The organism is Pseudoprimorskyibacter insulae, assembly GCF_900302505.1.
Lineage (GTDB): Bacteria > Pseudomonadota > Alphaproteobacteria > Rhodobacterales > Rhodobacteraceae > Pseudoprimorskyibacter > Pseudoprimorskyibacter insulae.
Window position 1 is genome coordinate 263,603 of record NZ_OMOJ01000001.1, and the last position, 26,178, is coordinate 289,780.

The following is a 26,178-nucleotide window of genomic DNA, read 5'->3' on the forward strand; positions in this document are numbered from 1 at the left end:
CGGAGGTTTGGGATGGGCAGGCCGATTTTCATTTTGGCGGGGCAAAGCAACGCACAGCGCGTTGCGGGCGAAGTGCAGACGGCACTGGACAAGACCTATGGCAAAGGTGGCTATGTTCTGATCTCGGCCTATGCGCCCGGTGCGCCGCTGACCTGGCAGCGGGCGGGCCATGAGGATTGGGCGACGGCGTCTGAACTGCCGGATCTGCTCGCAGATCGCACCGTCGCGGTGCTGCGTGCCAATCCCGATGCCTATCTGGCCAATATGATCTGGCTTCAGGGTGAGGCGGATACCAAGTCTGTTGGCACCCCATCGGATTACGCCAATGACTTTCTGAAGGTGATCGATACGTTCCGCAAAGCGGTGAACGGTGCCGAAGGCGCGGGCACCACGGCGAAATTCGGGGTTACCATTGCCGGGCTGTCGGACCACGCGCCGGACGCTGGCGGGCGGGTGCATTGGCAGGCCATTCAAACGGCCTTGGAAAAGCTTGGAAGTTCCAAAGGTTGGATCAACACGGTCAATGTTGACACTTTGGCCAAGCAGAATGGGCTTAGCGGATCGGCCATTTTCTCCGATGGCCTGCATTATACCGACAGTTTTAGCCAGACGCTGGCCAATGCCTTGGTCAAAACGGCCAGTGGCACCGCGAACAAGGGCAACACGACCTATGTGATCCAAACCGGGCAAGAGGCGATTGACGAAGCGCCGGATGGCGGATGGGACAGTGTCTTTGCCTCGGTCTCGGTCGCGCTGCGCAATCATAGCCAGCATGTCGAGGCGCTGACCCTGACGGGCAAAGCCAACCTGAACGGTATTGGGAACGGCCAGAACAATGTGATCGTCGGAAATGCGGGCAACAACGTGCTGGATGGCGCATGGGGCGATGACAACCTGATCGGTGGCGCGGGCAGCGACATCTTCCGCGATGCCAGCGGGGCAGACCGAATGCTGGGCGGGCAGGGCAGCGATATTTACTACGTCGACAACGCAGGCGATTCGATCACCGAACTGCCGGGGCAGGGCTGGGACGCGGTGTTTTCCTCGGTCTCGTTCACGCTGCGGCAGTATTCCCAACATATCGAAGCGTTAACCCTGACCGGCACCAAGAACCTTAGCGCGGTCGGCAACAGTCAGCAAAACCGGATCGTCGGCAATGCGGGCAATAACGTCATTGATGGCGCGTGGGGCAATGACAAGCTGATCGGCGGGGCAGGCAATGACACCTTCCGCGATGCCCAGGGCGCGGATGAGATGATGGGCGGTCAGGGCAATGACACCTATTACGTCGACCACGCGGGCGACAAGGTGGTCGAACTGGCGGGGCAAGGATGGGATCATGTGATCGCTTCGGTGTCGTTCGAACTGCGCGACCATAGCCAACACATCGAGGCGCTGACCTTGACGGGCAAGGCCAATATCAACGGCACAGGCAACGCGCAGAACAACCGGATCGTCGGGAATGACGGGGACAACACGCTCAATGGCGCATGGGGCGATGATACGCTGATCGGCGGTGTCGGCGATGATATGCTGCTGGAATATCACGGCAAAAACGTCATGACGGGTGGCGGCGGGGCCGATACCTTCTGCTTCCGCGCTGGGGGGAGCGATACCACGATCACCGATTTTGACCTGTCAGAGCGGAACGAGCGGATTGATCTGTCGCGCCTTGGGGCGATCCAGTCGTTCAACGACTTGGTCCAGAACCATCTGGAACAAAAGGGGCAAGTCACAATCATCGATGATGGGCTTGGCACCATCATTCGGCTCGAAGGCATCCGGCAGGGCGACCTAACCGCCGAAGATTTTCTGTTCTGACCGGCCCGCCACCGCGACGCCCCAAAGAAAAACCCCCGCGCCTGAGGCTGCGGGGGTTTTCCAAATTCCGACGTTCGGATGCTTACAGCATGCCTTCGCGCTGGGCTTTCTTACGTGCCAGTTTACGGGCACGACGAATCGCTTCAGCCTTCTCGCGCGCTTTTTTCTCGGACGGCTTTTCGAAATGTTGCTTGAGCTTCATTTCACGGAAGACGCCTTCACGCTGCAGCTTTTTCTTCAGGGCACGAAGCGCCTGATCGACGTTGTTGTCGCGAACACTAACCTGCATGTGGTTTTCACCACCTTTCTAAGTTTGAGTTGCAAGGATTGCAGGAGCTGGCCGTATAGCAACTTCCCCCTATCTTGTCTAGTGTGTGCCCATAACCCGTTCGGAGGCGGTCATGACCCAGCACCAAACAGAAGACCTGACGCAATCATTGTTGGACGCGGCCTTGATGCATGTGCCGTTTGACGGTTGGTCCGATGCCACGTTTCAGGCGGCAATTGCCGATGCCGGGGTGGATCCGGTTGTTGCGCGGGCGCTGTTTCCACGCGGGGCGGTGGATCTGGCGGTGGCCTTCCACCGTCAGGGCGACGAAGCCATGATGGACCGTCTGCGCAACACCGATCTGTCTGACATGCGGTTCCGGGATCGGATCGCGGCGGCTGTGCGGTTCCGGCTTGAGGCGGCCGAGGATAAAGAGGCGGTGCGCCGTGGAATGACGCTGTTTTCGCTGCCGCAGCACGCCCCGACCGGGGCGCGGCTGGTCTGGGAAACGACCGACAAGATCTGGTCGACTTTGGGCGATTCCAGTGAGGATTATAATTGGTACTCCAAACGCGCCACGCTCAGCGGCGTTTACGGCGCGACGGTCTTGTTCTGGCTGGGCGACGATTCCCCAGACCACCACGCCACATGGGAATTCCTTGATCGCCGCATCGACAATGTGATGCAGTTCGAAAAGGTCAAAGGCCAGATGCGCAGCAACCCGCTGTCCAAGCCTTTCGTGTCCATGGCCGAACGGCTGCTGTCGCCGCTGCGCGCGCCGCAGTCAACAAATGACGTGCCGGGCCGACAACAATAGGTGGGCGCCGCCCATGGACCTTGGGCGTGAATGGGGCCACAACTGAGCAAAGTGCCAGACCCGAAAGGATGCCTCATGACCCAGACCATGCGCGTAGTTGAAATATCCCAACCCGGCGGGCCAGAGGTTTTGACCCCGGCCACCCGCGCTATTCCGACGCCGGGACCGGGGCAGATCCTGTTGAAAGTTGCCTATGCGGGCGTCAACCGCCCCGATGCGCTGCAACGGGCGGGCAACTACAATCCGCCGCCGGGGGCCAGCGATCTGCCGGGGCTGGAGGCCTCGGGCGAGGTGGTCGCCGTGGGCGAGGGCGTGTCCTATAACGTGGGTGATTTGGTTTGCGGGTTGCTGCCCGGTGGCGGCTACGCGGAATATGTGGTGACCCCTGCCGCGCATTGCCTGCCTTTGCCTGCGGGCATGGGCCTGCGCGAAGCGGCCTGCCTGCCCGAAACCTATTTCACCGTTTGGACCAATGTGTTCATGCGCGGCGGCCTTCAGGCGGGTGAGCGGTTCTTGGTGCATGGCGGATCGTCCGGCATCGGCACGACCGCCATTCAGCTGGCCCGCGAATTCGGCGCGCGCGTCTTTGTCACCGCCGGGTCGGACGACAAATGCGCCGCTTGCGTGAAGCTGGGTGCGGAGCGGGCGATCAACTACCGCGATGAGGATTTCGCCGAGGTTCTGCGCGGCGAAGGCGGTGCGAACCTGATCCTTGATATGGTCGGCGGCGATTACCTGCCGCGCAACGTCAAGGCGCTGGCCGATGATGGCCGCTTGGTGCAGATCGCGTTTTTGCAAGGCCCCAAGGTCGAGCTGAACTTTGCCCAAGTCATGACGCGCCGCCTGACGATCACGGGCAGCACCCTGCGCCCGCAAAGCGATCTGGCCAAGGCGCGGATTGCGGACCAGTTGCGCGAAAAGGTCTGGCCGCTGCTGGATGCGGGCCGGATCGCGCCGGTAATGGATTCCGAATTCCCGCTGGAGGAGGCCGCAGCCGCCCATGCCCGCATGGAAAGCTCGGGCCACATCGGAAAGATTGTTCTGAAGGTCGGCTGACCTATCTGCACGCATGCCAAGGCCCGGACGCGACAATGATCCGGGCATAAAGGGAGAGAGAAACCATGGCGAAGACTGTCATTATCGAAGAACACGGTGGTCCCGAAGTTCTGAAACTCGTCGATCTGGCGGTGGGCGACCCCGGTCCGGGCGAAATCCGCATCCGTCACAAGGCCTGCGGGCTGAACTTCATCGACACCTATCAGCGTACGGGGCTTTACCCGATGACCTTGCCGTCGCCCCTTGGGCGTGAGGCTGCGGGCATTGTTGAGGCGGTGGGCGAAGGCGTGACCCATCTGAAAGCGGGCGACCGCGCGGCCTATGCCAGCGGCACCTCGGGGGCCTATACCGAAGAACGCGTCATGCCTGCCGATACCGTGGTGCGCCTGCCGGACGAAATCTCGTTCGAGGAAGGCGCGGCGATGATGCTCAAGGGGCTGACGGTTCAGTACCTGTTCCACCGCACCACGCCGCTCAAGGCCGGTGACACCGTGCTGTTCCACGCGGCGGCGGGCGGGGTCGGGCAGATCGCCTGCCAATGGGCCAAGTCGGAAGGGATCACGCTGATCGGCACCGCAGGGTCCGATGCCAAGTGCCAGATCGCGCTGGATGCTGGTGCCGATCACTGCATCAACTATGAAACCGAGGACTTCGTCGCCCGCGTGCAGGAAATCACAAACGGCGCCGGTGTTGATGTGGTGATGGATTCGATTGGGGCCTCTACCTTTGAGAAATCCTTGTCCTGCCTGAAGCCCTTGGGCATGCTGATCTCATTCGGCAACGCCTCTGGGCCGGTGACGGGGGTCAATTTGGGCATTCTGGCGAAGGGGTCTTACAAGGTCACCCGGCCCACGCTGTTCACCCATATGGCCGACCAGGCCTCGGCCAAGGAAATGGCCGATATGCTGTTTGCCAAAGTGGTTAGCGGAGATGTGAAAATATCGATAGATCAAAGCTTTGCGCTGGAAGACGTGGCCGAGGCGCACCGCGCCCTTGAGGCACGCAAAACCACTGGCCAGACCATCCTGACGGTCTAATAACACGATGCCGGCCCCGGTCGCGGGGTCGGTAACTTTGGTTAAATTGGGCAGCAAAAGACATTTCGAGGTCTCAATCGCGCCCCAATTCAATCTTAGCGATATCTCCTAGCTGCCGCCGACAATCCTCATTTTACCCGCTTTGACAGGCAGGGCGTATTTTCACTTGGGGGGGGAAGTCGGTCTGTTCAGATTGTTAGGAGAGACCAATAGATGACTGGCTATTTAGATGTTCGGGCCTTGGGTGTGTCTGCCAGCACAGACCGAGGAAATGCGCTGCTGGAGAATGGCGAGCTAACGATCAGGGGCGCAACCGCTGTTGTTGGCGCGACCGCCGACGCGACCGAATTCAATTATAAAATTTTGCTCGTGAACCAATCTCAGATGAACGGGATGGGGCCAAACTACGAGGGCGTGCGGCAATTGATTGCCCGTGCAAACACAGACGCGCTTTACGACCGTCTGGAAGGTTTGGGTACAGTTGCCGAATATCAAACCTCGATGCTGGCCAACCGGAATATCCCGTTTGAAATCAAGCTGACCTACGATCAGGTGATCGCAGCCTACATGGAAAATGCGAAATCGACGTATTTCAAATTTCTCGATGGCCTGTACGAAGGCCAAGCCAATGGCTTCGATGCAGTGACCGGACCGCAGCACCAGAAAGACGCTGCAGCGTGGCAGGCGTATAGGAGTGGCAGCAGTGCATTCCAAGTTGTCCTAGTGGTTGACACAAATGACGATGTTGCCGAAGGCAACGGTGCTTGGGGCGAAGAATTCTACAACTACTATCTTGGCAATACGATCGCAATTCCGCCTATGACCTTTGAGCTTATGCGTAAGGTTAGCCAGTGGGATGCTGAATTTCAGCAGCTAAAGGCCGAAGAGGCGCGTGCAGAAGCCGAAGCGCAAGCCGCCGCCGAGGCCGAAGCGAAAGCCAAAGCAGAGGCCGAAGCCCAAGCCGCAGCCGAAGCCAAAGCCAAGGCTGAAGCAGAAGCGCAAGCCGCCGCAGAGGCGGAAGCCAAAGCAAAAGCCGAAGCCGAGGCAAAGGCTGCTGCTGAAGCTCAGGCCAAAGCGGAAGCCGAGGCAAAGGCAGCAGCAGAAGCGCAAGCCAAAGCCGAGGCCGAAGCGAAAGCCGCCGCAGAGGCCGAGGCCAAAGCCAAGGCAGAAGCCGAAGCCGCCGCAGCTGAGGACGATGACGCATCGGACGTTTTGACCATGGTTGGTAGCAATGCCAGCTATGACCCCGAAACCGGCGAATACATTCTGACCCCTGATGAATATTCTCAGTGGGGCCGTGTTCAGGATTCGAACCCCTACGCCTTGGCCGCCGACTTCACCTATGAATTCGAAGCCTATTTCGGCGATGACAACAACGGTGCCGACGGGATCGTCTGGTTCATGCATGGCGATCGCACTGCCGCGCTGGATCTGGCCGGATCTGCCGGAGGGACCATTGGTATGGCCGGAATGTCGGGTGCGTTCATCCTTGAGATGGACACCTGGTACAACGGCGCCGATTACGAACTTGGTGCGCCGAACTACGAAGACGGCGGCGACCATGTGATGCTGCGTGCGCAGATGGAAACGGATGGCGGTGTTGACCGAGGCTTCCGCAAATCCGAAGCTGCGACGCCCGGCGATCTGGAGGATGGTGCCTATCACGCGGTCAAAATCACCTGGACCGCTGCAACCGGCACCCTGACCTGGAGCATCGACGGCGAAGTGCTGGGCACCGCGACCTTCGATGAGGCTGACGCAGACGGCGACGGGTTCGGCTATTCGGATCTGGCCGAGGTGCTGGGCAGCACCGATGAAGTTTACTTTGGCATCAGCGCCGCCACCGGTGGGGCGCGGAACCTGCAAAAGATCCGCAACATCGAATGGGATGCGGCCGAAGGCGAAATCATCGAGGACGAGCCGGAAACCGAAGAACCGGGCGACGCGCTTGGCGGCCTTGATGATGCGACCGACGGTGATGGCAGCGATGACACCAACACCGAAGAACAGCAGGACACCCGTGCGGACCTGACGATTGCCGATATTTCCTTCGTGGACGGCAAGTCGAACGACTATTTCGTGTCGGTCGATGTGTCGAACATTGGCGGTGATCGCGCCCGTAAGGCGACCACCACCCTGTTCTGGAGCGAAACCGACACCTTCGACGCGGAAACCGCGGTTGAACTGGTGTCCGAACATCACGGCACCATCGACGGCGGCGCGACCGATACCGACGAAGTGGCGCGTGTCCGTTCGGAAGTGCTGGAAGAGCTTGGTTCGGGCTTCATCTTTGCGGTGGCCGACAACAAGGGCTTTGTCGACGAAGCCGATGAGACGAACAACATCTCGGAAGCCTTGGCCGTGACCATCGAAACCCCGGCAGAGCCGGAAGAGGAAGAGGTCGTTGAGGAAGTCGTCGAAGAAGAGGTGACCCCCGGAACGCTTGATATCGTGATGGAATCGCTCAAGCTGAACCGCACCACGGTCAGCCCGACGAAAGACATCAAAGTCACCGTTAGCCTTGGCAACGAAGGCACTGCCGACGCGCAGTCCGTCGAAACCAAGATCTACTGGAGCGCGACCGACACCTTCGACGCCAGCACCGCAGTGGCTATTGAAACCGACAACCACGGCATGTTGCGCGGCGAAAGCTCAGACGATGTGGAATCGCTGGTTCTGCGCTATCGTGACGTGGCCGATCTGGGCGATGGCTATATCTTTGCGGTCGCTGATGCCGACGACAAGCTGGCTGAGATTGACGAGACCAACAACATCAGCACAGGCGTTGCCATCACCGTGGACAACGGCGCGGGTGCGGGTGAAGTCGATCTGGCCATCAAGTCGATGAAGATCAAAGACACCGAGCTGGACGAAGGCGAAGATCTGCGGATCGTTCTGGATGTGGCCAACGAAGGCAATGCCAAGGCACGTGCCACGGCGACCACCTTCTACTGGAGCGAAACCGACACCTTCGACTTTGCCACAGCAACTGAGATCGGCCGTGACACCCACCAGACGCTGGATGGCGGCGAGGTGGATCGCGGTGAAAAGCAGCGCGTCGACTACGACAAGATCGCAGATCTGGGCGACGGCTATATCTTCGGCTACATCTCGACACCGGGCGCGATCGACATCGATCTGACCGACAACCTTGGCGGCGGTATCTGGGTCGACGTGCTGTAACGCCGACCCCAAGACATCATGGCGTTGACCCGGAAACGGGTCAGCGCACCGGATCCAGCAGCGCGTCTTTCATCCGGCAATCGCGCACCACGTCCTGACCGCAGGGCACAGGATCAAGCGACTTGGACAGGCACACCCGAACTTCCTGAATGCGGGAGGATTTGCAGGTGACCGTGACCATGTCCTTTTCAAATCCGGGATTTGCCTTCAAAAACGCCTCTTCCACGACTTGGGCCGGGACTTTGACGGGTTTCGTCAGCTTGCGGAACACCTCGGGCCGGGTGACCTTGCCATAGGCGTCGCGCGATAAGGCGTAATAGGCGGGGGCGGACAGGCCCGTGCAGACGCCGTGCTTGTTCCATTGATGCCACGCAAGGCCGGAGGTGCCCATGATATCGGCCATCTCTTGGGTCATCAGGCGCGACGGTGGGCGTTCGGCGGTGCGGCAGTAGGACGGGTATCCACGGTGAAACTGCGGCCAAAGCCCGTGCAGAACCCAACCGAAATCTTCAGACGGGTCGCATTGTGGCGATTGGCGGGCGTCGCCTTCCAGTGCGCACCACGTGGGCGACCAGCTTAGCGACATAACGTAATAATCGAAATCCCCTGCTGTCTCTCCCTCGGCATGGGCCAAGGTTGCCGACAAGAGCAGGGCAAGCATCCAACGCATTTTCTCTTTCCTCTTTGACTGATCGCGACTATATAGGCCCGAAGTTCCCCCACAACGGAAACCTGTTCCGGCCTTTCCCCGGAACCGCCCTCGCCGGGCGACGGGGAAGATTTGCGTAAGGAGATGCGAAATGATGGGCAAACCGATCATGGCTAGGGCGACTGCCGTCTGGCTTGTGGACAACACGACCCTGAGCTTCAAGCAGATCGCTGATTTTGTTGGTATGCACGAGCTTGAGATCCAAGGCATCGCCGATGGCGATGTGGCCGTCGGCGTCAAAGGGTTCGACCCGGTTGCCAACAACCAGTTGACCCAAGAAGAGGTCGACAAAGCCGAGAAAGACCCGCTTCACAAACTGAAGCTGAAGTTCAACCCGGCAGCTGTTGGCGAAGAAAAACGCCGTGGCCCGCGCTACACCCCGCTGTCCAAGCGTCAGGACCGCCCGGCGTCGATCTTCTGGCTGGTCAAGTTCCACCCCGAACTGTCCGATGGTCAGATCTCGAAGCTGGTTGGCACCACCAAACCGACCATTCAGGCGATCCGCGAACGGACTCACTGGAATATCCAGAACATTCAACCGATTGACCCGGTTGCCTTGGGTCTGTGTAAGCAGTCTGAACTGGACCAAGCCGTGCAGAAAGCCGCTGAAAAGCGGGCAGCCGAAGGCGTGGTTATGAGCGACGATGAGCGTCGTAAACTGGTCTCGACCGAACAGAGCCTGGAGATGGACGCAGAACCGCGCATTCCGACTGCGATTGAAGGGCTTGAGACCTTCTCGCTGTCTGATCCACGCGGCGATGACGACGAGGATGAAAAAGACAACAGCAACTATCTGGATGCGGATAGCTTCTTCAACCTGCCGGGCGGTAAGGATGATGACGAAGACGACCGCGACTAATTCTCGCCGGATCTGAATGACAAAGGCCGCTGCGGATCATCGCAGCGGCCTTTTGTTTTGATCGGGTGTCAGACGGGCCGACGGGCGTTTAGTGCGGCGGTGATGGTGCCGTCATCGAGGTAATCAAGCTCGCCGCCGATTGGCACGCCCTGCGCCAGACTGGTGACAGACACCTGCCCCTCAAGCTGGTCGGCGATGTAATGCGCGGTGGTTTGCCCGTCGATGGTGGCATTCAGCGCAAGGATCACCTCTTGCACGGCCTCTGGGCCAATCCGGGACATGAGGCGCGGAATCCGCAGCTCATCCGGGCCGATGGAATCCAGCGCACTCAGCGTGCCACCAAGGACGTGATACCGCCCTTTGAACACGCCCGACCGTTCCATCGCCCAAAGGTCGGCCACATCCTCGACGATGCACATCTGCCCGTTTTCCCGCTTGGGATCGTTGCAGATGTCGCAAATATCGGCGGTGCCGACATTGCCGCAGTTCAGGCATTCGCGAGCCGTGGCGGCGACGGTGGCCATGACCTCTGACAGAGGGGTCAAAACCAGCGCCCGCTTGCGGATCATGTGCAGAACCGCGCGACGCGCCGAGCGGGGGCCAAGCCCCGGCAGCTTGGCCATCATGTCGATCAACGCATCAATATCGCGGTTTGAACTCACCAGTCGCCCCGTAGGATCAGAACGGCAGTTTCATGTCCGCCGGAAGCCCAAGGCTTTCCGTCAGGCGCGACATTTCCTGCTGGCTGCGTTCTGCCGCCTTTTGCTGGGCGTCTTTGATCGCGGCAAGGATCAGGTCTTCGACCACTTCCTTTTCGTTCGGATCAAAGATCGACGGATCAATCTCAAGGCCCTTCAGCTCGCCCTTGGCGGTGGCGGTAGCGCGGACCAAACCTGCGCCGGACTCGCCGACAACGGTCATCGTCTCAAGGTCGTTTTGCAGGTCGGCCATCTTGGTCTGCATGTCCTTGGCGGCCTTCATCATCTTGGCCATATCGCCCATTTGGCCCAGTCCTTTGAACATCTCAGCTCTCCAACTCTTGGTTCGTCGCCCGGAACCGGGCGGTGTACAGAATGATCCCTGCACATATCGCAATTACGCCCGCGATGAACAAGGCCGGGTTGCCCATGCAGCCTTCGATCCGGGCTTGATGGGTGACGCCGCCTTGATCGGCCATGCTCAGCAGCATCAGATAGGCGGCCCAGAACAGCACCACGATCATGCCGCCGCGCGAACTGCGACGCAGCACCGCCAAGGCCGAGGCCGCCAGCAGGATCAAAGGCGCCGGAGACATGGCCAATTGCAGCGCTTCGGACAAGCCAGAGGTGGGACCGGCGGCAGCATCCCAGCCGGGGCGAAGTTTTTCGCAGACCTCGGCCATGGCGCTGCCCGGCACGAGGGACAGGATCAATCCTCTTCGAACGGGTCCCATTCGTCTTCAACCTCTGGCAAGGCTTCCGCCTGAACCGATGCGGCGATGTCCTGCGGCGTGGTCACCGACAGGATGCAAGCGCCCGGAAAGGCGGCAAGGGTGGCTTGTACCAACGGATGTTTGGCGGCTTCGGCTTTGACGGCTTCTTTCGCGGCGTCGCGCTTTTCGGCGATGGTTTCGGTGGTGCAATCATTGACGATCGTCACGGCCCAGCGGTTGCCGGTCCAGCGTTGCAGGGCCGCACCCATCCGCGCCGCCAGATCGGCGGGGGCAGTGTTATGCGGCGTGAATTCGATCCGGCCCGGTTGATAGGCGGACAGGCGCACGCCGGTTTCCACCTCAACCAGCAGTTTGACATCGCGGTTGCTGCGGATCAGTTCGACCACATGGTCAAACGTCGGATAATGGGCCAGCGCCTGTTCGGTGTTCTGGGCCAAGGCCACAGCCCCGTGTGCGCCATGCGCCGACGGGCCGGTCGGGCCGCGATGGGTGGGCGCGACGGCACTGCCGCGCGCATCGGTGGCCATGCCGCCCGCCGGTGCGCTGCTATAACCGCCCGAACCGCCGGGCCCCGGTGACGGCGGCACAGGCATTTCGTTCAACTGTTTGATCAGGTCTTCGGGCGACGGCAGATCCGAGACATGGGTCAGACGGATCACCGACATTTCTGCCGCCATCATCGCATTCGGCGCGCCCGCGACTTCTTCCAGCGCTTTCAGCAGCATCTGCCACATGCGCCCCAAGATGCGAATGTGAAGCGTTTTGGCCAATTCGCGGCCACGCGCCTGTTCATCTGGCGCAATGGTCGGATCATCGGCGGTGTCTTTGCTGACATTCAGGACGGTGATCCAATGGGTGATCTCGGCCAGATCGCGCATCACGGCCATCGGATCGGCACCTTCGGCATATTGTGCGCCCAGTTCGGCCAAGGCGGCAACAGCATCGCCGCGCATGATCATCTCAAACAGGTCAAGCACGCGCCCGCGGTCGGCAAGGCCCAGCATTGCGCGGACCTGTTCGGCGGTGGTTTCGCCCGCACCATGGCTGATGGCCTGATCCAGAAGCGAGGTCGCATCACGGGCCGACCCTTCGGCCGCGCGGGTGATCAGCGCAAGCGCATCATCGGCAATCTGCGCGCCTTCAGAGGTGGCGATCCGGCGCAGCAAGGCGACCATGTCCTCAGGCTCAATCCGGCGCAGGTCAAATCGCTGACAGCGCGACAGAACCGTGACCGGCACTTTGCGGATTTCGGTGGTGGCAAAGATGAACTTCACATGTGCAGGCGGTTCTTCCAGCGTTTTCAGCAGCGCGTTGAAGGCGCTGGTCGACAGCATGTGAACTTCGTCGATGATGTAGATCTTATAGCGGGCCGAGGCCGCGCGATAATGCACGCTATCGATGATTTCGCGGATGTCATTGACCGAGGTATTGGATGCCGCGTCCATCTCGATCACATCGACATGGCGGCCTTCCATAATAGCGGTGCAATGTTCGCATTTCCCGCAAGGATCGGTCGTGGGGCCGCCGTTGCCATCCGGGCCGATGCAGTTGATGCCCTTGGCGATGATCCGTGCGGTGGTGGTTTTGCCGGTCCCACGAATCCCGGTCATAATGAACGCCTGCGCAATGCGGTCGGCCGCGAACGCGTTTTTCAGCGTGCGCACCATGGCGTCTTGCCCCACGAGATCAACAAAGGTCTCGGGGCGGTATTTGCGGGCCAGTACCTGGTATTTGGGCTGCTCAGTCATGCGGTCTTCTTGCTGGGTTCGGCCAAAGGTAAGCCTTGGCAGCGATAACGTCCACCGCTTTGCACCGAAGATCGACGCGCTGTGCAGAATAACAAGACCCGGTCCGAGGGACGGCGGACCGGGTCTGTCGAGCCTCAGCCTTTGCGGCCAAAGTCCATTGTTGTGATGACGCCGTCGCCGGACCGGTCCATTTGTGCGAACCATGCAGGCACGCGTGACAGGAACTCTTCGCGTGACACCTGGCCGTCGCCATCGAGGTCATTGAATGCAAGTGCCATGCCGCCATCGGCGCGTTTCATGTTGCCATTGCCGTGGCCCTGCTGGCCTTCCATGTCAGCGGCGCGGGCCGCGTCGAAATCGGCATATTCTACCGCCGATAGCACGCCGTTTTCGTCGGCGTCGAAGGTGGTAAAGATATCGCCCCGGCGTTCGGTCGCTTCGGCCAATGTGACCTGACCGTCGCTGTCCAGATCCCAGTTCTCAACAAAGTGCAGACCCGGTTGGCCAGCGGCCTGAGCAAGCCCGGCGGTCAGTACGAAGGCGGTGGCAAGTGCAAAGCGTTTCATCGGTGATAACCCCATGTATTCTGTTTTTGATATTTGTAATACGGGGGGCGTTGGAAGTTTGGTCGCAGATGAATGCGCTTTTTTGAATTTATTTTGGACGTCAGGTGGTCGCCCATAAAATCAAGCACTTGCGCTAAGTTCGTCAAAGGCCTCAAGCGCCGAGCCGGCGTACATCAGGCCCGGGCCGCCTGCCATTTGAATGGCGGTGCCCAGCACTTCGGCCACTTCTTCACGTGTGGCACCCAGCTTTACCAGCGCGTTCACATGGCTGTTGATGCAGGCCTCGCAGCGGGTGGCGACGGCGATGCCCAAAGCCACGAATTCCTTTTGCTTTTTGGAGAGCGCGCCATCGGTAGACGCGGCCTGTTCCATCGCGATAAAGCCGCCGAACGTGTCGGGGATCGCTTTGCGCAGGTTGCGCAATTGGTTGCGTTTCTGGGTCAGTTTCTCGGGTGCGGACATATTAGGCTCCTGATATATGTTTTGTCCCTCCAGACCATGGACGGGGCCGGGGCACTTTGATCAGGATCAGATGACGCAAGGTCGCGGGGCAAAAGAAAACCCCCGGCGCGGGACCGGGGGCTGTCTGTTCTGTATATTGAGCGGGGGTTAGCCCAGCAGGCGGCGGGCGATCACCTGTGCCTGAATTTCGGCGGCCCCTTCAAAGATGTTCAGGATCCGCGCATCGCACAGCAGGCGGCTGATGCGATATTCCAGTGCAAAGCCGTTGCCGCCGTGGATCTGCAAACCGTTGTCCGCCGCAGCCCACGCCACACGCGCGCCCAGCAGTTTGGCCATACCGGCCTCAAGGTCGCAGCGCTTGTCGTGGTCTTTCTGCCAAGCCGAGAAATAGGTCAGCTGACGGGCGATCATGATCTCAACGGCCATCATCGCCAGCTTGCCCGACACGCGCGGGAAATCGATCAGCGACTTGCCGAACTGCTTGCGGTCCTGCGCATATTGCATCGCGGCGTCCAGCGAAGCCTGCGCCACGCCAATGGCGCGGGCAGCGGTCTGAATACGTGCCGATTCAAAGGTCTGCATCAGCTGTTTAAAGCCGTTGCCCTCTTCCCCGCCTAGCAGGTTTTCGCCCTTCACATGGAAGTTGTCGAAGCCTAGCTCGTACTCCTTCATGCCGCGATAGCCCAGAACCTCGATTTCGCCGCCTGTCATGCCTTCGGTCGGGAAAGGGGCTTCATCCGTGCCGGGGATCTTTTCGGCCAGGAACATCGACAGGCCTTTGTAATCCGTGGTCGACGGATCGGTGCGGGCCAGCAGGGTCATCACATGGGTCCGCGCGGCGTGGGTGATCCAGGTCTTGTTACCGGTCACTTTATAGTCGCCGTTTTCGTCCTTGACGGCGCGGGTGCGCAGACTGCCAAGGTCCGACCCGGTGTTCGGTTCGGTGAAGACAGCGGTGGGAAGGATTTCGCCGCTGGCAATCTTCGGCAGCCACTGCGATTTCTGCTCGTCGGTGCCGCCAGCCAAGATCAGCTCAGCCGCGATTTCCGAACGGGTGCCAAGCGAGCCGACGCCGATATAACCGCGCGACAGTTCTTCGGACACAACCACCATCGAGGCCTTCGACATGCCGAAGCCGCCGAGGTTTTCGGGGATCGTCAGACCGAACACGCCCATTTCGGCCAATTCGTCGATGATCTCCATCGGGATCAATTCGTCCTTGAGGTGCCATTCATGCGCGTGCGGTTCGACCCGGTCGACGGCGTAACGGCGGAACTGTTCGCGGATCATCTCAAGCTCTTCATCAAGCCCGGACGCGCCAACAGTGATTTCCGCCGAACGTTCCTGCATCAGTTCAACCAAGCGGGTGCGCGCGGCCTGCGTATTGCCTTTGGCGACCAGAATTTCGATCTCATCAATGGCGAGGCAGGCCAGATCAGCCGGTGTCAGGCCCATATCGTGCGGACGCAGTATTTCACCCTGGCTCATCGGGATGCCGCCACGGATCTGGGCAAGGTATTCGCCAAAAGCGATCTGGTGGAGCAACTGTTCGACCTCGGACAGGCGGCTGTCGCTCTCAAGGCGCTCGGCCCAAGCCTGCATCTGGCGCAGTGCTTCGACATAGGTCGCCAGCCACGCCAGCCCGTGGGCGGCGGCTTGGTTCGCCTCGATCAATGCGCCCGAGACGCGGCCATCCGCTACGACTGCGTCGCGAACGGTGGATTTTGCCGTTTCGAAGACCTGTTCGATCGGTCCGAGTGTGGCCTTTGTCAGCGACAGAAGATCCGGCAGCACGATAGCCGCATCAAGCGAAAGGTCTTGTCCGTCATGAGCCATGATTCACATCCTATTTTATGCTGCACCACGACATAAACCTTTTGCAGTTGCAGCGCAACAAAAATACCCAAAGGCTTGGCCCAAGGTTCTAAAGTTGCGTGAATGAATTTCGGTTTGCCGGGCGTGACTGAGTGGTAATTAGGCCCAATGAGCATCTTTTCCACAATCGATTCGACGGTCCTGATCGTCGCAGCCGTGTTGATCGGCCTTGCGGGCGGGTTCGTGAAGGGTGCGGTAGGCTTTGCGCTGCCGATGATCCTGATTTCCGGCCTCAGCACCTTTTTGCCGCCCGAGGTGGCGCTGGCCGGTTTGATCTTGCCAACGGTTGTGACCAATGGCGTGCAGGCCCTGCGGCATGGGCTGGCAGAGGCGCTGGCTTCGGTCAAACGGTTCAAGGTGTTTCTGGCCGTGGGGGCGGTAATGCTGTTGGCCTCATCGCAACTGGTGACCATCCTGCCTGGGCGGTGGATCTTGCTGGCGATCGGCGTGCCGGTGACCGGGTTTGCGGTGCTGCAATTGACCGGATGGCAGGCCAAGCGGCAGGAAAACCCGTCGCGAGTGCTTGAGGTGGGCATTGCCGCCTTCGCCGGATTCGTTGGCGGGATCTCGGGCGTGTGGGGGCCGCCGACGGTGGCCTATCTGACGATTCTAGGCACCGAGAAGAAAGAGCATATGCGCGTGCAAGGCGTGATCTATGGGCTTGGCGCGGTTCTTCTGGTGTTCGCACATTTGAAATCAGGTGTGCTGAATGCGCAGACGGTGCCGTTTTCGGTGGCCATGCTGGTGCCGGTGCTGGCGGGGATGTGGATTGGCATGCGGTTCCATGACCGGCTGGACGCGGTCAAGTTCAAGCGCATGACCTTGGCGATTTTGCTGATCGCGGGGCTGAACCTGATCCGCAAGGGGCTGATGGGGTAGTCCTGCGGTGGGTTGGAAACCCACCCTACGGCGTTTCGCGTGAAATTTCCGACAAAAGAAAAGGGCCAGCGCGGCGGCTGGCCCTTCTTTATTCTATAGTGCGTGCGGCTCAGCCGATGGCTGCGGCCTTCACGTCTTCGTCGATGTAGGGCTGATACTGTTCGAAGTTGTCAGCGAACATCGAAACCAGCTTGGCCGCCTGCGCGTCATAGGCACCCTTGTCTTCCCAGGTGCGGCGCGGATCGAGCAGAACTTCTGCAACGCCCGGAACCGAAACCGGCACTTCGAAGCCGAAGTTCGGATCCTTGCGGAACTCGGCCTCAGCCAGCGAGCCGTTCAGCGCTGCGGTCAGCAGGGCACGGGTTGCTTTGATCGGCATACGCGAGCCGGTGCCATAGGCGCCGCCGGTCCAGCCGGTGTTCACCAGCCAGCAGGTTGCGCCGTGCTTGGCGATCTTTTCGCGCAGCAGGTTGCCGTACTCTTCCGGGCGACGGGGCATGAACGGTGCGCCGAAGCAGGTCGAGAACGTGGGCTCGGGCTCGGTCACGCCGCGCTCGGTGCCAGCGACCTTCGATGTGAAGCCCGACAGGAAGTGGTACATGGCTTGCGCCGGGGTCAGACGCGCGATCGGAGGCAGAACGCCAAAGGCATCGCAGGTCAGCATGATGATGTTCTTCGGGTGGCCACCCAGCGCGGTCGACGACGCGTTCGAGATATACTCGAGCGGGTAGGCGCAGCGCATGTTTGCGGTCAGCGAGTCATCGTCAAAGTCCAGCTCACGCGTGTCTTGATCGTAGACCATGTTCTCGATCACAGTCGCGAACTTCTTGGTCGTGGCGTAGATTTCCGGCTCGGCTTCGGCGTCCAGACCGATGGTCTTGGCATAGCAACCGCCTTCGAAGTTGAAGGTGCCACGATCCGACCAGCCGTGTTCATCGTCACCGATCAGCACGCGGCCCGGATCAGCCGACAGGGTGGTTTTGCCGGTGCCCGACAGGCCAAAGAAGATGGCGGTGTCGACCGGGTTGCCAACGGCATGGTTGGCCGAGCAGTGCATCGGCATGATGCCTTTTTCGGGCAGCAGGTAGTTCAGAAGCGTGAAGATCGACTTCTTGTTCTCGCCTGCGTATTCGGTGCCGCCGATCAGGATAAGCTTGCGATCGAAGTTCATCGCGATGACCGTTTCGGTGCGGCAGTTGTGACGCTCCGGGTTGGCTTGGAAGGTCGGGCAGTTGATGACGGTCCAATCTGCGGTGAACCCGTCCAGATCTTCGCGATCGGGGCGGCGCATCATGTGGCGGATGAACAGGCCGTGCCATGCCAGTTCCGTCACGAAACGCACATCAACCGAATGGGCCGGGTCTGCGCCGCCGACCAGATCTTGCACGAAGTAGTCTTTGCCCTTCATGTGCTCGACCATATCGTCATAGAGGGCGTCGAAGCCTTCGGGCGACATCGCGGCGTTGTTTTCCCACCAGATCTTGTCAGCGACCGAGGCGGTTTTCACAACATGCTTGTCCTTGGGCGACCGGCCGGTGAATTTGCCGGTCGAGACCAGGAAGGTGCCGCCGTTGCCGATCTGACCTTCGTCTCGTTTCAGAGCAGCCTCAATGAGGGCGGGCTCCATAAGGTTGTAATAGACATTGCCCAGCCCATCGATCCCTTGATCTTCCAGGCGGAATTGCGGGTTTACCCGTCCAAATGTCATCTTGCCAAGCTCCTGTAGCCGCGCCTCTGGCGGCGATGTGTTATCAGCAAACGCATATGCGTCGCCCTGACCGCAAAGCGTGGTCAGTGACGAAGGCTTTTATCACGTCGCATTATGGCGTGAACAGGACGCAATCGCACAGTTAGCGCAACCAATTTTGGTTTAGCGCAATCAAGGTTTTCGGTTTAGCGCCACCAAGTCGGGAAGGTGGCACAACCGGTACGCGTGCACGGCAAGGATGTGCGGCAATTTAGCCATTCCTAACGAAATTCTGACTTTCTTAGGGCGATGGTATGCCGGTGATTCGTACTTTGGCATTGTTGTAAAGGGAGAAACCACGCATAATGTGCAAAAAATACAGGTAGCAAGAGCAGTATAGGGAAACAATAACATGTCCAAAATCGCCCTTGTGGACGACGACAGAAACATTCTGACATCCGTCTCTATGACACTCGAAGCAGAGGGCTTTGAGGTCGAAACATATAATGACGGTCAGGCAGCGCTGGATGCGTTCAGCAAAAAGATGCCCGACATGGCCGTTTTTGATATCAAGATGCCCCGTATGGACGGCATGGATTTGCTTCAGCGCGTGCGCCAGAAATCGGCGATGCCGGTGATCTTCCTCACGTCCAAAGACGATGAGATCGACGAAGTTCTGGGCCTGCGCATGGGCGCGGACGATTACGTGAAAAAGCCGTTCTCGCAGCGTTTGCTGGTCGAACGCATCCGCGCGTTGCTGCGCCGCCAAGAAGCGGTCGCCGGTGATGTGGTCGGCGATACAGAAGAAACCAAGATCATGGTTCGCGGCCATCTGTCGATGGATCCGCTGCGTCACGCAGTGACTTGGAAGGGCCTCGAAGTGTCGCTGACCGTCACTGAATTCCTGCTGTTGCAGGCGCTGGCACAGCGTCCGGGCTTCGTGAAGTCGCGCGACCAGCTGATGGACGTGGCCTATGACGATCAGGTCTATGTCGACGACCGCACCATCGACAGCCATATCAAGCGTCTGCGCAAGAAAATGCGTTCGGTTGACACCGATTTCTCGGCTATCGAAACGTTGTACGGTATCGGTTACCGTTACAACGAAGAATAAGCCATGGCCTTGGCCGAAAGGATCAGCATGCGCCGGGGCGAAGACACGCACCAAGATGCGGATGTTGTTCTGGGCGATGATTGGGTGGCTCCGGACAGCACCGTTGAGAAGGAAATGCAGGCCAGCCGCGCGCGGCGGGGTCTGTTCTCGCTCAATCGTTCGCCTTTGACGCGCAAAATCATCACGTTCAACCTGATTGCGTTGAACGTTTTGGTTGCTGGTATCCTGTATCTGAATTCATCGCGTGATAGCTTGGCCGTTCAGCGGGCCGAAAGCATGCGCATGCAGGTCGAACTGATCGCCGATGTGTTTGAGGCGCAGTTGCCAGAAGATCCGGGCTTTGCGCTTGGCACTGATCCTAGGGTCGATGTGGCCGCAACGCTGAATGGGCTGGATCTGCCTTCTGCCGTGAATGTTCTGCTGTTTGACGCAGATTCATTCCTTGTGGGTGAGGCCACGGGCCAGCAAGCCAGTTCTTTCCCTGCGGCGGGCGAAGAAGATCCAACCATCATCACCGATTTCCTGACCGGTCTGTGGAATGTGCTGTCTGGCTTTGTCGGGCTGTTCTCGGGTGATCAGGACCTGACGCAGGAAGAACGACTGCGCCTTTTGATCGAAGAGGGCGATCCGGCAGCGACGCGCGTGGCATCCGGCCCCGGTGATGCAGGTGAAACCATGTTCACCGCGCTTAGCCCGATCATGCAGAACGGTGCGATCATGGGCACCGTCGGTCTTGTCAGCGGCGCGCCCGAAATCGACGCCGCCGTCCGGGCCGAGCGTGAGCGCGTGCTTCAGATGTTTGTCATCGCAACGTTGGTGTCGATTGGCCTTAGCCTTGTGCTGGCCTCGACGATTGCCAACCCGATCTCGGATCTGGCCGATGCGGCCGAAATTGGCCGCGACCGCAACCGCAGCAACGTGGCCAAGGGTCGTATCCGTATCCCTGACCTGACAGCGCGGCCCGATGAAATTGGCCGTCTGTCCGGGGCGCTGCGTGGCATGGTCGCGGCGCTTTATGACCGGATCGACAGCAACGAACAGTTTGCTGCCGATGTGGCGCATGAAATCAAGAACCCGCTGGCGTCGATGCGGTCCGCCGTTGGCACGATGCGGGTGGCCACCAAGCCCGAGCAGCAGGAAAAGCTGTTGCAGGTTCTGGAACATGACGTGCGCCGACTGGATCGCCTGGTCAGCGACATCTCCAACGCGTCGCGTCTGGACAGCGAGTTGGTGAAGGAAGAGGAGGTTGAATTCAACCTGCTCAAGATGATTGAAAACCTGTCTGAGTTTCTGGGCGAAGATGCCCGCAGCAAGGGTATCGAATTCATCAGCGACCTGCCGGATCGTCCGATCACCATCCACGGGCTGGAGCCACGGCTTGCGCAGGTCTTTGTCAACCTGATCACCAACGCGATCAGTTTCTGCGAAGATGGCGATGCAATCCGTGTCTGGGTGCGCCGCCGTGACAACCGTGTGTTGGTTGTGGTCGAAGACACCGGCCCCGGCATTCCAGAAGAGGCGCTGACCAAGATCTTCAAGCGTTTCTACACCAACCGTCCGACCAGCGATTTCGGCAACAACTCGGGCCTTGGGCTGGCGATCTCAAAGCAGATTGTTGAGGCGCATGGCGGTGTGATCTGGGCCGAAAATATTCGCCCGACCGAAGCCGACGCGGGATCAGAGCCTTTGGGCGCGCGTTTCGTGGTGGGTCTGCCGGTATAATCTATGGATCAGGCCAGCGCCCCCGATACACAGCGGCTGCACGCAAGTGCAGTTGCCATAGGGGGGCGGGCGCTGGTCATCACCGGGGCATCGGGCAGCGGGAAATCCTCGCTCGCGCTGGATTTGATGTCGCGCGGCGCGGTGCTGGTGGGCGACGATCAGGTCATCTTGGAACGGGTCGATCAGCAGATCTTTGTGCGCGGTGAACCCCGGCTTGCCGGTCTGATCGAGGCGCGGGGGATTGGCCTGTTGCGTGCCGATTGCGTGCCGCGAGCGCAGGTCATTGCCGTTGTGTCTTTGGATAAAACTGAGACCGAGCGGTTGCCCGAACGGCACACCACAATGTTACTGGGCGAACCGATACCGCTGCTATTTAAAGTTCAGTCGCCCCTGTTTTCGGCTGGATTGCGACAATACATGATAGCCGGACGTGGAGAGCCTGAATGACCGCCCCGCAGACCCAGCGCGTAATTCTTGTCACCGGCCCATCCGGGGCTGGCCGGTCATCTGCTATCAACGTGCTTGAGGATCTGGGCTTCGAAGCGATCGACAATATCCCATTGCGATTGGTGCCGCGGCTGTTGGATGGCACGCCAAGTGGCGCGCCGCTGGCCTTGGGCATCGATGCGCGCAACCGTGATTTCACGCCGCAAGGGTTCCTTGATCTGCATAAGGATCTGGCCGATGCGCCGGGGATCACGCCTGAGGTTCTGTACCTCGATTGTCGGCAGGATGTCTTGCTGCGGCGGTTTTCTGAAACGCGGCGTCGTCATCCCTTGGCACCGATGAAATCGCCTTCCGATGGCGTCGCGCTTGAGGCAACTTTGCTGTCAGGTGTGCGCACCATCGCCGATTACTACGTCGATACCTCAGACCTGACGCCGCATGATCTGCGCGACCGCATGCGCGATTGGTTTGTGGCGGATGAGGCGCAGACCCTGTCGGTGGCGGTGCGGTCCTTTTCCTACAAGCAGGGCCTGCCGCAAGGGGTGGACATGGTTTTGGACTGCCGATTCCTAAACAATCCACATTGGCAAGAGGAACTGCGCAAGAAAACTGGACAAGATCCGGCTGTGGCCGCCTATGTGCAGGCTGACACAAAGTACGATGGGTTTCTGTCCCGCAGCATGGATTTGATCACCACATTGCTTCCAGCCTACCAAAACGAAGGGAAATCCCACTTTTCCATCGGATTTGGGTGTACCGGAGGGCAACACAGGTCGGTTGCAGTTGCAGAAACCGTCGCTCTTGGACTTGCACAACTTGGCTGGCGGGTGTCAATTAGGCATCTAGAGATGGAGCGGCGCGGCTTGATCGCGCCATCCGGTGGGGTGGATTTGACTTCTGGAGTGCGGCCGACGTGATCGGTATCGTCATTGTGGCCCATGGTGGCCTAGCCAAAGAATACATGTCGGCAATGGAACACGTTGTTGGCCAGCAACCGGGTGTCGCTGCGATTTCGATCGAGAGCGGGCATGACCGGTTGATCAAGCAGAAAGAGATCTGCGTTGCAGCGGATTCGGTTGATACCGGCGATGGTGTCGTGATCGTGACCGACATGTTCGGCGCGTCGCCCTCGAATCTTAGCTTGATGGCCTGCCAGCCCGAAAACCGGCGCATCCTTTACGGGATGAACCTTCCAATGCTGGTCAAGCTGGCGAAATGCCGTCAGAAATCAGTCCCCGACGCCGTGCGCACCGCGATGGAAGCGGGCCGCAAGTACATCGACAGCCGCAACGTTTCAACAGACTGATCTTTATGACCGATAATACCCAACGCACTTTGAGAATCGTCAATGAAAAGGGCCTTCATGCCCGCGCTTCGGCCAAGTTTGTTGAAGTGGTAGAAAGCTTTGACGCTTCGGCTGACGTTACGAAAGACGGGATGAACGCCTGTGGTGACAGCATCATGGGGCTTTTGATGTTGGCAGCTTCAAAGGGAACCTCTATTGAGGTCTCCACATCCGGGCCGGACGCTGAGGCCTTGGCTGATGCGATCGAGGCTTTGGTCGCAAATCGTTTCGGGGAAGAGTGCTAGCCGGTTTGAACCGGTCGACAAGGAATAAACCGCACCATGGTGGACAGTGCCAATTCCGCTTCTAGCGCGCGTGTCGCGCCGTCGAATCCCGCCCCATATGACAAACGTAAGCTGAGTTACGCAAACACCTTTACCAATCCGTTCAAGGCAAACACCATCCGCGCGATGGAATGGGCCACCGGCAAATTGCCGTTGCTGCGCCTTGTGCGCCGGTTTGAACGGCAGGGCGTGGCCGAAGGGCAGGCGTTCTGGTCGCAGGCCCTTCGCCTGATGAACATCGACTTGCAGACCCCCGCAGATCAGATCGCAAATATCCCCAAGGATGGGCCAGTGATCGTCGTGGCGAACCACCCGCATGGGTTGGTGGACGGGATGATCTTGGCCGAACTGATTGGCCGCGTTCGACAGGATTATAAGATCCTGACACGGTCTCTTTTGACCGGTGTGAAAGAAATTGAACAATTCATGATCCCGGTCCCGTTCCCGCATGAGGAATCGGCCCGTGAACAAAGCCTTGAGATGCGCCAGCGCGCGATGGACCATCTAAAGCGGGGCGGGGTGATTGCGCTGTTCCCATCCGGTGTGGTTGCTGCGTCGGAAACCTTTTTCGGCCAAGCGATTGAGGCCGTCTGGAACCCGTTCACCGCGAAGATGATCCAGCGGTCCGGCGCGACTGTGGTGCCAATCCACTTCCCCGGCCAAAACTCACGCGCCTATCAGATCGCGAACAAGGTCTCGCCGACCATTCGGCAGGGGCTGCTGATCCACGAAGTCATGCACGCCTGCAACCGCCCGCAAAAGCCGGTCGTCGGCGCACCCATCCTGCCCGAGGAAATCAGCGCCTGGTCAGGAAAACAGCGCGAATTGGTGGCGTGGCTGCGCGACCGCACCTTGGCCTTGGGGCAGGGTTAGACCGCGCTTTCCGCCTTGATGTGAGCCGCTGCGCCGCAATGCTTGCAATGCGGCGTCGGTGTCACTGTTCCTATTGGGTTGGCGTGCCTTAACGTGTCGGCACAGGCACATCACCGCGATAGTCATAGAACCCACGCTGCGATTTGCGGCCCAGCCAGCCTGCCTCAACATATTTGGTCAACAGCGGGCAAGGGCGATATTTCGTGTCGGCCAGGCCATCATGCAGCACGTTCATGATCGCAAGGCAGGTGTCCAATCCGATGAAATCCGCCAGCTCCAGCGGTCCCATCGGGTGGTTTGCACCCAGCTTCATCGACTCGTCGATGGACTTCACGTTGCCCACGCCTTCGTAGAGCGTATAGACCGCCTCATTGATCATCGGCATCAGGATGCGGTTGACGATAAATGCGGGGAAATCTTCGGCGCTAGCGGCGGTTTTGCCCAGCTTTTCGACGACGGCCAGACAGGATTGATAGGTTTCCTGATCGGTGGCAATCCCGCGGATCAGTTCGACCAGTTGCATCACCGGCACCGGGTTCATGAAGTGGAACCCCATAAACCGTTCCGGTCGGTCCGTGCGGCTGGCAAGGCGGGTGATGGAAATGGACGAAGTGTTCGACGTCAAGATCGTGTGCGGCTGAAGATGCGGCAGCAGCTTTTCAAAGATCTGATGCTTGACGTCTTCGCGTTCGGTCGCGGCTTCGACCACCAGGTCGGTCTTGCCAAGATCGGCCAGGCTCAGCGTGGTTGCGATGCGGGCCATCGCCGCGTCTTTGTCCGCCTGTTCGACCTTGCCCCGGCTGACCTGACGGGTCAGGTTTTTGTCGATCAGCGCAACGGCGTTGTCCAGCGCGTCCTGGCTGATGTCATTCAAAAGCACATCATATCCCGCCAGCGCCATGACATGGGCAATCCCGTTGCCCATTTGGCCTGCGCCCACAACGCCGATTTTCTGGATGTCCATCACTGCCGATCCCTTGTTTGACTGGGCCAACAATAGGCCCCGCGCCTAAGGCACCGCAAGGGCCAGTGCTTAAAGTTTATGGGGCATTTTCACCTTAGCGGATTGGCAAGAATTGGCCGCGACACTCGTCCTTGGGTGAAAAAGGAGTGGTGGCATGACAATCGTCGGCCAGCCCCGTGAGGGGCTTGAATACTATCCGTGCCGGTATGGCCGGTCTCGGGTGTCGTTCCGGGGACCAAGGAAAGATCCAACCGGCGACTATGTGGCGTTTTTGGGCGGGACTGAAACCTTTGGCCGGTTCATTCCCAAGCCGTTTCCGGCGTTGATAGAACGTCGCATTAGCGTTCCGTGCCTCAATCTTGGCTGCGTTCAGGCCGGGCTTGATGTTTATTTAAACGATCCCGAAGTGATGCTGCGGCTAGATGGGGCGCGGGTGGTGGTGATTCAGGCCATGGCGGCGCAGAACATGTCGAATCGCTTCTATTCTGTGCATCCTCGGCGCAATGATCGGTTCGTGCGGGCGTCGCCGACCTTGATGAACTTGTTCCCTGAGTTGGATTTTACGGAATTTCATTTCACGCGGCACTTGCTGGGCCGGCTAGAAAAAACCTGCCCAGACCGGTTCATAACGGTGGTCGAAGAATTGCAGCAGGCTTGGGTGGCGCGGATGAAATCGCTCTGCACGACGCTGCGCGGGCGGGTGGTGCTGCTTTGGTTCGCAAGTGCGCCGCCGCCGGACGGGGTGGTCCCTGCCGCGGCTGCCGTTCCGCCGTATGTGACGCATGCCATGCTCGATCAGGTGGCCCCGCTGTGCCGGGATGAGCTGCGCCTGACACCAAGCCAGACGGCCCGTGCGCAGGGGACGCGGGGGATGGTATTTTCACTGGTTGAACAAAGCGCCGTCGATCAGACCCTCAATCCTGCCGCGCATGAGGAGCTGAGCGATCTTTTGGCCCCGATGCTGCGCGGTCTTTTGGGCCGGTCCGCCAAATGAAAAGGCCCGCCGTTTCGGGCGGGCCTTTGGGTCGTT

Annotated in this window: 26 protein-coding genes; 15 read left to right on the top strand and 11 right to left on the bottom strand. The window is 59.6% G+C overall.

Annotated features, from left to right (window positions below):
* Window positions 1-12: 12 nt before the first annotated feature.
* Window positions 13-1,821, top strand: coding sequence for a calcium-binding protein (locus PRI8871_RS01385; protein WP_108884396.1), 1,809 nt, complete (start codon window positions 13-15; stop codon window positions 1,819-1,821).
* Between the two features lie 82 nt (window positions 1,822-1,903).
* Here PRI8871_RS01385 and rpsU read toward each other — a convergent pair whose 3' ends face one another.
* On the bottom strand, window positions 1,904-2,110 hold the full coding sequence (rpsU, locus tag PRI8871_RS01390; RefSeq protein WP_008207378.1) for a 30S ribosomal protein S21: 207 nt from the start codon (window positions 2,108-2,110) through the stop codon (window positions 1,904-1,906).
* Window positions 2,111-2,222: 112 nt separating this feature from the next.
* On the opposite strand from rpsU, the gene PRI8871_RS01395 reads away from it, so the two are divergent.
* From PRI8871_RS01395 to PRI8871_RS19480, 4 genes are all read left to right on the top strand, one after another.
* Window positions 2,223-2,906 carry a COQ9 family protein gene (locus tag PRI8871_RS01395; protein ID WP_108884397.1) on the top strand — a complete coding sequence of 228 codons (684 nt, stop codon included), beginning with the start codon at window positions 2,223-2,225 and terminating at the stop codon, window positions 2,904-2,906.
* Between the two features lie 75 nt (window positions 2,907-2,981).
* On the top strand, window positions 2,982-3,962 hold the full coding sequence (locus tag PRI8871_RS01400) for an NAD(P)H-quinone oxidoreductase (protein ID WP_108884398.1): 981 nt from the start codon (window positions 2,982-2,984) through the stop codon (window positions 3,960-3,962).
* A gap of 65 nt (window positions 3,963-4,027) precedes the next feature.
* Entirely contained in the window at window positions 4,028-4,999 is a 972-nt protein-coding gene (locus tag PRI8871_RS01405; protein ID WP_108884399.1) for a quinone oxidoreductase family protein, read from the top strand.
* Between the two features lie 213 nt (window positions 5,000-5,212).
* A complete protein-coding gene (locus PRI8871_RS19480) occupies window positions 5,213-8,182 on the top strand; it encodes a lectin-like domain-containing protein (protein WP_181389340.1) in 2,970 nt (989 codons plus the stop codon).
* A gap of 40 nt (window positions 8,183-8,222) precedes the next feature.
* On the opposite strand, the gene PRI8871_RS01430 is transcribed toward PRI8871_RS19480, so the two are convergent.
* The gene (locus tag PRI8871_RS01430) at window positions 8,223-8,852 is read right to left on the bottom strand and encodes a ribonuclease T2 family protein (RefSeq protein WP_108884400.1); all 630 of its coding nucleotides are present in this window, start codon (window positions 8,850-8,852) and stop codon (window positions 8,223-8,225) included.
* A gap of 133 nt (window positions 8,853-8,985) precedes the next feature.
* Here PRI8871_RS01430 and PRI8871_RS01435 point away from each other — a divergent pair, with 133 nt between their 5' ends.
* On the top strand, window positions 8,986-9,750 hold the full coding sequence (locus tag PRI8871_RS01435; RefSeq protein ID WP_108885171.1) for a DUF1013 domain-containing protein: 765 nt from the start codon (window positions 8,986-8,988) through the stop codon (window positions 9,748-9,750).
* 68 nt (window positions 9,751-9,818) lie between these two features.
* Here the strand turns inward: PRI8871_RS01435 and recR are convergent, their stop codons facing one another.
* The 7 genes from recR to PRI8871_RS01470 all read right to left on the bottom strand — a co-directional run bounded on the left by recR (window position 9,819) and on the right by PRI8871_RS01470 (window position 15,794).
* Window positions 9,819-10,412: a recombination mediator RecR gene (gene recR / locus PRI8871_RS01440; RefSeq protein WP_108884401.1), complete on the bottom strand. Its 594-nt coding sequence runs from the start codon at window positions 10,410-10,412 to the stop codon at window positions 9,819-9,821.
* Between the two features lie 16 nt (window positions 10,413-10,428).
* Window positions 10,429-10,773, bottom strand: a complete 345-nt coding sequence (locus PRI8871_RS01445) for a YbaB/EbfC family nucleoid-associated protein (protein WP_108884402.1) — start codon at window positions 10,771-10,773, stop codon at window positions 10,429-10,431.
* A gap of 1 nt (window position 10,774) precedes the next feature.
* Window positions 10,775-11,161: a hypothetical protein gene (locus tag PRI8871_RS01450; RefSeq protein ID WP_146188628.1), complete on the bottom strand. Its 387-nt coding sequence runs from the start codon at window positions 11,159-11,161 to the stop codon at window positions 10,775-10,777.
* A complete protein-coding gene (locus tag PRI8871_RS01455; RefSeq protein WP_245897745.1) occupies window positions 11,158-12,930 on the bottom strand; it encodes a DNA polymerase III subunit gamma/tau in 1,773 nt (590 codons plus the stop codon). The genes PRI8871_RS01450 and PRI8871_RS01455 overlap by 4 nt, the downstream gene beginning before the upstream one ends.
* A 134-nt stretch (window positions 12,931-13,064) precedes the next feature.
* The gene (locus tag PRI8871_RS01460; RefSeq protein WP_108884405.1) at window positions 13,065-13,496 is read right to left on the bottom strand and encodes an EF-hand domain-containing protein; all 432 of its coding nucleotides are present in this window, start codon (window positions 13,494-13,496) and stop codon (window positions 13,065-13,067) included.
* 120 nt (window positions 13,497-13,616) lie between these two features.
* A complete protein-coding gene (locus tag PRI8871_RS01465; RefSeq protein ID WP_108884406.1) occupies window positions 13,617-13,958 on the bottom strand; it encodes a carboxymuconolactone decarboxylase family protein in 342 nt (113 codons plus the stop codon).
* 147 nt (window positions 13,959-14,105) lie between these two features.
* Window positions 14,106-15,794, bottom strand: coding sequence for an acyl-CoA dehydrogenase family protein (locus tag PRI8871_RS01470; RefSeq protein WP_108884407.1), 1,689 nt, complete (start codon window positions 15,792-15,794; stop codon window positions 14,106-14,108).
* A gap of 147 nt (window positions 15,795-15,941) precedes the next feature.
* Between PRI8871_RS01470 and PRI8871_RS01475 the strand changes: the two genes are divergently transcribed.
* A complete protein-coding gene (locus tag PRI8871_RS01475; RefSeq protein ID WP_108884408.1) occupies window positions 15,942-16,712 on the top strand; it encodes a sulfite exporter TauE/SafE family protein in 771 nt (256 codons plus the stop codon).
* Between the two features lie 109 nt (window positions 16,713-16,821).
* On the opposite strand, the gene PRI8871_RS01480 is transcribed toward PRI8871_RS01475, so the two are convergent.
* Window positions 16,822-18,420: a phosphoenolpyruvate carboxykinase gene (locus PRI8871_RS01480; protein ID WP_108884409.1), complete on the bottom strand. Its 1,599-nt coding sequence runs from the start codon at window positions 18,418-18,420 to the stop codon at window positions 16,822-16,824.
* A gap of 391 nt (window positions 18,421-18,811) precedes the next feature.
* On the opposite strand from PRI8871_RS01480, the gene PRI8871_RS01485 reads away from it, so the two are divergent.
* From PRI8871_RS01485 to PRI8871_RS01515, 7 genes are read left to right on the top strand one after another with little or no spacing between them, the layout of a single operon-like run.
* Window positions 18,812-19,513, top strand: coding sequence for a response regulator transcription factor (locus PRI8871_RS01485; RefSeq protein WP_108884410.1), 702 nt, complete (start codon window positions 18,812-18,814; stop codon window positions 19,511-19,513).
* Window positions 19,514-19,516: 3 nt separating this feature from the next.
* A complete protein-coding gene (locus PRI8871_RS01490; RefSeq protein ID WP_108884411.1) occupies window positions 19,517-21,235 on the top strand; it encodes a sensor histidine kinase in 1,719 nt (572 codons plus the stop codon).
* A gap of 3 nt (window positions 21,236-21,238) precedes the next feature.
* Window positions 21,239-21,682 (top strand): HPr kinase/phosphorylase, encoded by a 444-nt coding sequence (locus PRI8871_RS01495; protein WP_108884412.1) that lies wholly within the window; start codon window positions 21,239-21,241, stop codon window positions 21,680-21,682.
* Window positions 21,679-22,599, top strand: a complete 921-nt coding sequence (rapZ, locus tag PRI8871_RS01500) for an RNase adapter RapZ (RefSeq protein WP_108884413.1) — start codon at window positions 21,679-21,681, stop codon at window positions 22,597-22,599. The genes PRI8871_RS01495 and rapZ overlap by 4 nt, the downstream gene beginning before the upstream one ends.
* A complete protein-coding gene (locus PRI8871_RS01505) occupies window positions 22,596-22,988 on the top strand; it encodes a PTS sugar transporter subunit IIA (RefSeq protein ID WP_108884414.1) in 393 nt (130 codons plus the stop codon). Before rapZ ends, PRI8871_RS01505 begins: the two co-directional genes overlap by 4 nt.
* 5 nt (window positions 22,989-22,993) lie before the next feature.
* Entirely contained in the window at window positions 22,994-23,272 is a 279-nt protein-coding gene (locus PRI8871_RS01510; protein ID WP_108884415.1) for an HPr family phosphocarrier protein, read from the top strand.
* 36 nt (window positions 23,273-23,308) lie between these two features.
* Complete coding sequence (locus tag PRI8871_RS01515; protein WP_108884416.1) at window positions 23,309-24,184, top strand: lysophospholipid acyltransferase family protein; 876 nt, start codon at window positions 23,309-23,311, stop codon at window positions 24,182-24,184.
* A gap of 88 nt (window positions 24,185-24,272) precedes the next feature.
* Here the strand turns inward: PRI8871_RS01515 and PRI8871_RS01520 are convergent, their stop codons facing one another.
* Window positions 24,273-25,148 carry a 3-hydroxybutyryl-CoA dehydrogenase gene (locus PRI8871_RS01520; RefSeq protein ID WP_108884417.1) on the bottom strand — a complete coding sequence of 292 codons (876 nt, stop codon included), beginning with the start codon at window positions 25,146-25,148 and terminating at the stop codon, window positions 24,273-24,275.
* Window positions 25,149-25,302: 154 nt separating this feature from the next.
* Here PRI8871_RS01520 and PRI8871_RS01525 point away from each other — a divergent pair, with 154 nt between their 5' ends.
* Window positions 25,303-26,142 carry a DUF6473 family protein gene (locus tag PRI8871_RS01525; protein ID WP_108884418.1) on the top strand — a complete coding sequence of 280 codons (840 nt, stop codon included), beginning with the start codon at window positions 25,303-25,305 and terminating at the stop codon, window positions 26,140-26,142.
* The last annotated feature ends 36 nt before the right edge of the window (window positions 26,143-26,178 follow it).

Excerpts from the sequence above, each read along its gene's own strand:
- PRI8871_RS01465 (WP_108884406.1), bottom strand. The coding sequence starts at position 13,958 with ATGTCCGCACCCGAGAAACTGACCCAGAAACGCAACCAATTGCGCAAC.
- PRI8871_RS01395 (WP_108884397.1), top strand. The coding sequence starts at position 2,223 with ATGACCCAGCACCAAACAGAAGACCTGACGCAATCATTGTTGGACGCG.
- PRI8871_RS01470 (WP_108884407.1), bottom strand. The coding sequence starts at position 15,794 with ATGGCTCATGACGGACAAGACCTTTCGCTTGATGCGGCTATCGTGCTG.
- PRI8871_RS01400 (WP_108884398.1), top strand. The coding sequence starts at position 2,982 with ATGACCCAGACCATGCGCGTAGTTGAAATATCCCAACCCGGCGGGCCA.
- PRI8871_RS01490 (WP_108884411.1), top strand. The coding sequence starts at position 19,517 with ATGGCCTTGGCCGAAAGGATCAGCATGCGCCGGGGCGAAGACACGCAC.
- PRI8871_RS01455 (WP_245897745.1), bottom strand. The coding sequence starts at position 12,930 with ATGACTGAGCAGCCCAAATACCAGGTACTGGCCCGCAAATACCGCCCC.
- PRI8871_RS01510 (WP_108884415.1), top strand. The coding sequence starts at position 22,994 with ATGACCGATAATACCCAACGCACTTTGAGAATCGTCAATGAAAAGGGC.
- PRI8871_RS01480 (WP_108884409.1), bottom strand. The coding sequence starts at position 18,420 with ATGACATTTGGACGGGTAAACCCGCAATTCCGCCTGGAAGATCAAGGG.
- rpsU (WP_008207378.1), bottom strand. The coding sequence starts at position 2,110 with ATGCAGGTTAGTGTTCGCGACAACAACGTCGATCAGGCGCTTCGTGCC.
- PRI8871_RS01445 (WP_108884402.1), bottom strand. The coding sequence starts at position 10,773 with ATGTTCAAAGGACTGGGCCAAATGGGCGATATGGCCAAGATGATGAAG.
- PRI8871_RS01515 (WP_108884416.1), top strand. The coding sequence starts at position 23,309 with ATGGTGGACAGTGCCAATTCCGCTTCTAGCGCGCGTGTCGCGCCGTCG.
- PRI8871_RS01520 (WP_108884417.1), bottom strand. The coding sequence starts at position 25,148 with ATGGACATCCAGAAAATCGGCGTTGTGGGCGCAGGCCAAATGGGCAAC.
- PRI8871_RS01460 (WP_108884405.1), bottom strand. The coding sequence starts at position 13,496 with ATGAAACGCTTTGCACTTGCCACCGCCTTCGTACTGACCGCCGGGCTT.
- PRI8871_RS01430 (WP_108884400.1), bottom strand. The coding sequence starts at position 8,852 with ATGCGTTGGATGCTTGCCCTGCTCTTGTCGGCAACCTTGGCCCATGCC.
- PRI8871_RS01435 (WP_108885171.1), top strand. The coding sequence starts at position 8,986 with ATGGGCAAACCGATCATGGCTAGGGCGACTGCCGTCTGGCTTGTGGAC.
- PRI8871_RS01405 (WP_108884399.1), top strand. The coding sequence starts at position 4,028 with ATGGCGAAGACTGTCATTATCGAAGAACACGGTGGTCCCGAAGTTCTG.
- PRI8871_RS01525 (WP_108884418.1), top strand. The coding sequence starts at position 25,303 with ATGACAATCGTCGGCCAGCCCCGTGAGGGGCTTGAATACTATCCGTGC.
- PRI8871_RS01495 (WP_108884412.1), top strand. The coding sequence starts at position 21,239 with ATGGATCAGGCCAGCGCCCCCGATACACAGCGGCTGCACGCAAGTGCA.
- PRI8871_RS01475 (WP_108884408.1), top strand. The coding sequence starts at position 15,942 with ATGAGCATCTTTTCCACAATCGATTCGACGGTCCTGATCGTCGCAGCC.
- PRI8871_RS01385 (WP_108884396.1), top strand. The coding sequence starts at position 13 with ATGGGCAGGCCGATTTTCATTTTGGCGGGGCAAAGCAACGCACAGCGC.
- PRI8871_RS19480 (WP_181389340.1), top strand. The coding sequence starts at position 5,213 with ATGACTGGCTATTTAGATGTTCGGGCCTTGGGTGTGTCTGCCAGCACA.
- PRI8871_RS01485 (WP_108884410.1), top strand. The coding sequence starts at position 18,812 with ATGTCCAAAATCGCCCTTGTGGACGACGACAGAAACATTCTGACATCC.
- rapZ (WP_108884413.1), top strand. The coding sequence starts at position 21,679 with ATGACCGCCCCGCAGACCCAGCGCGTAATTCTTGTCACCGGCCCATCC.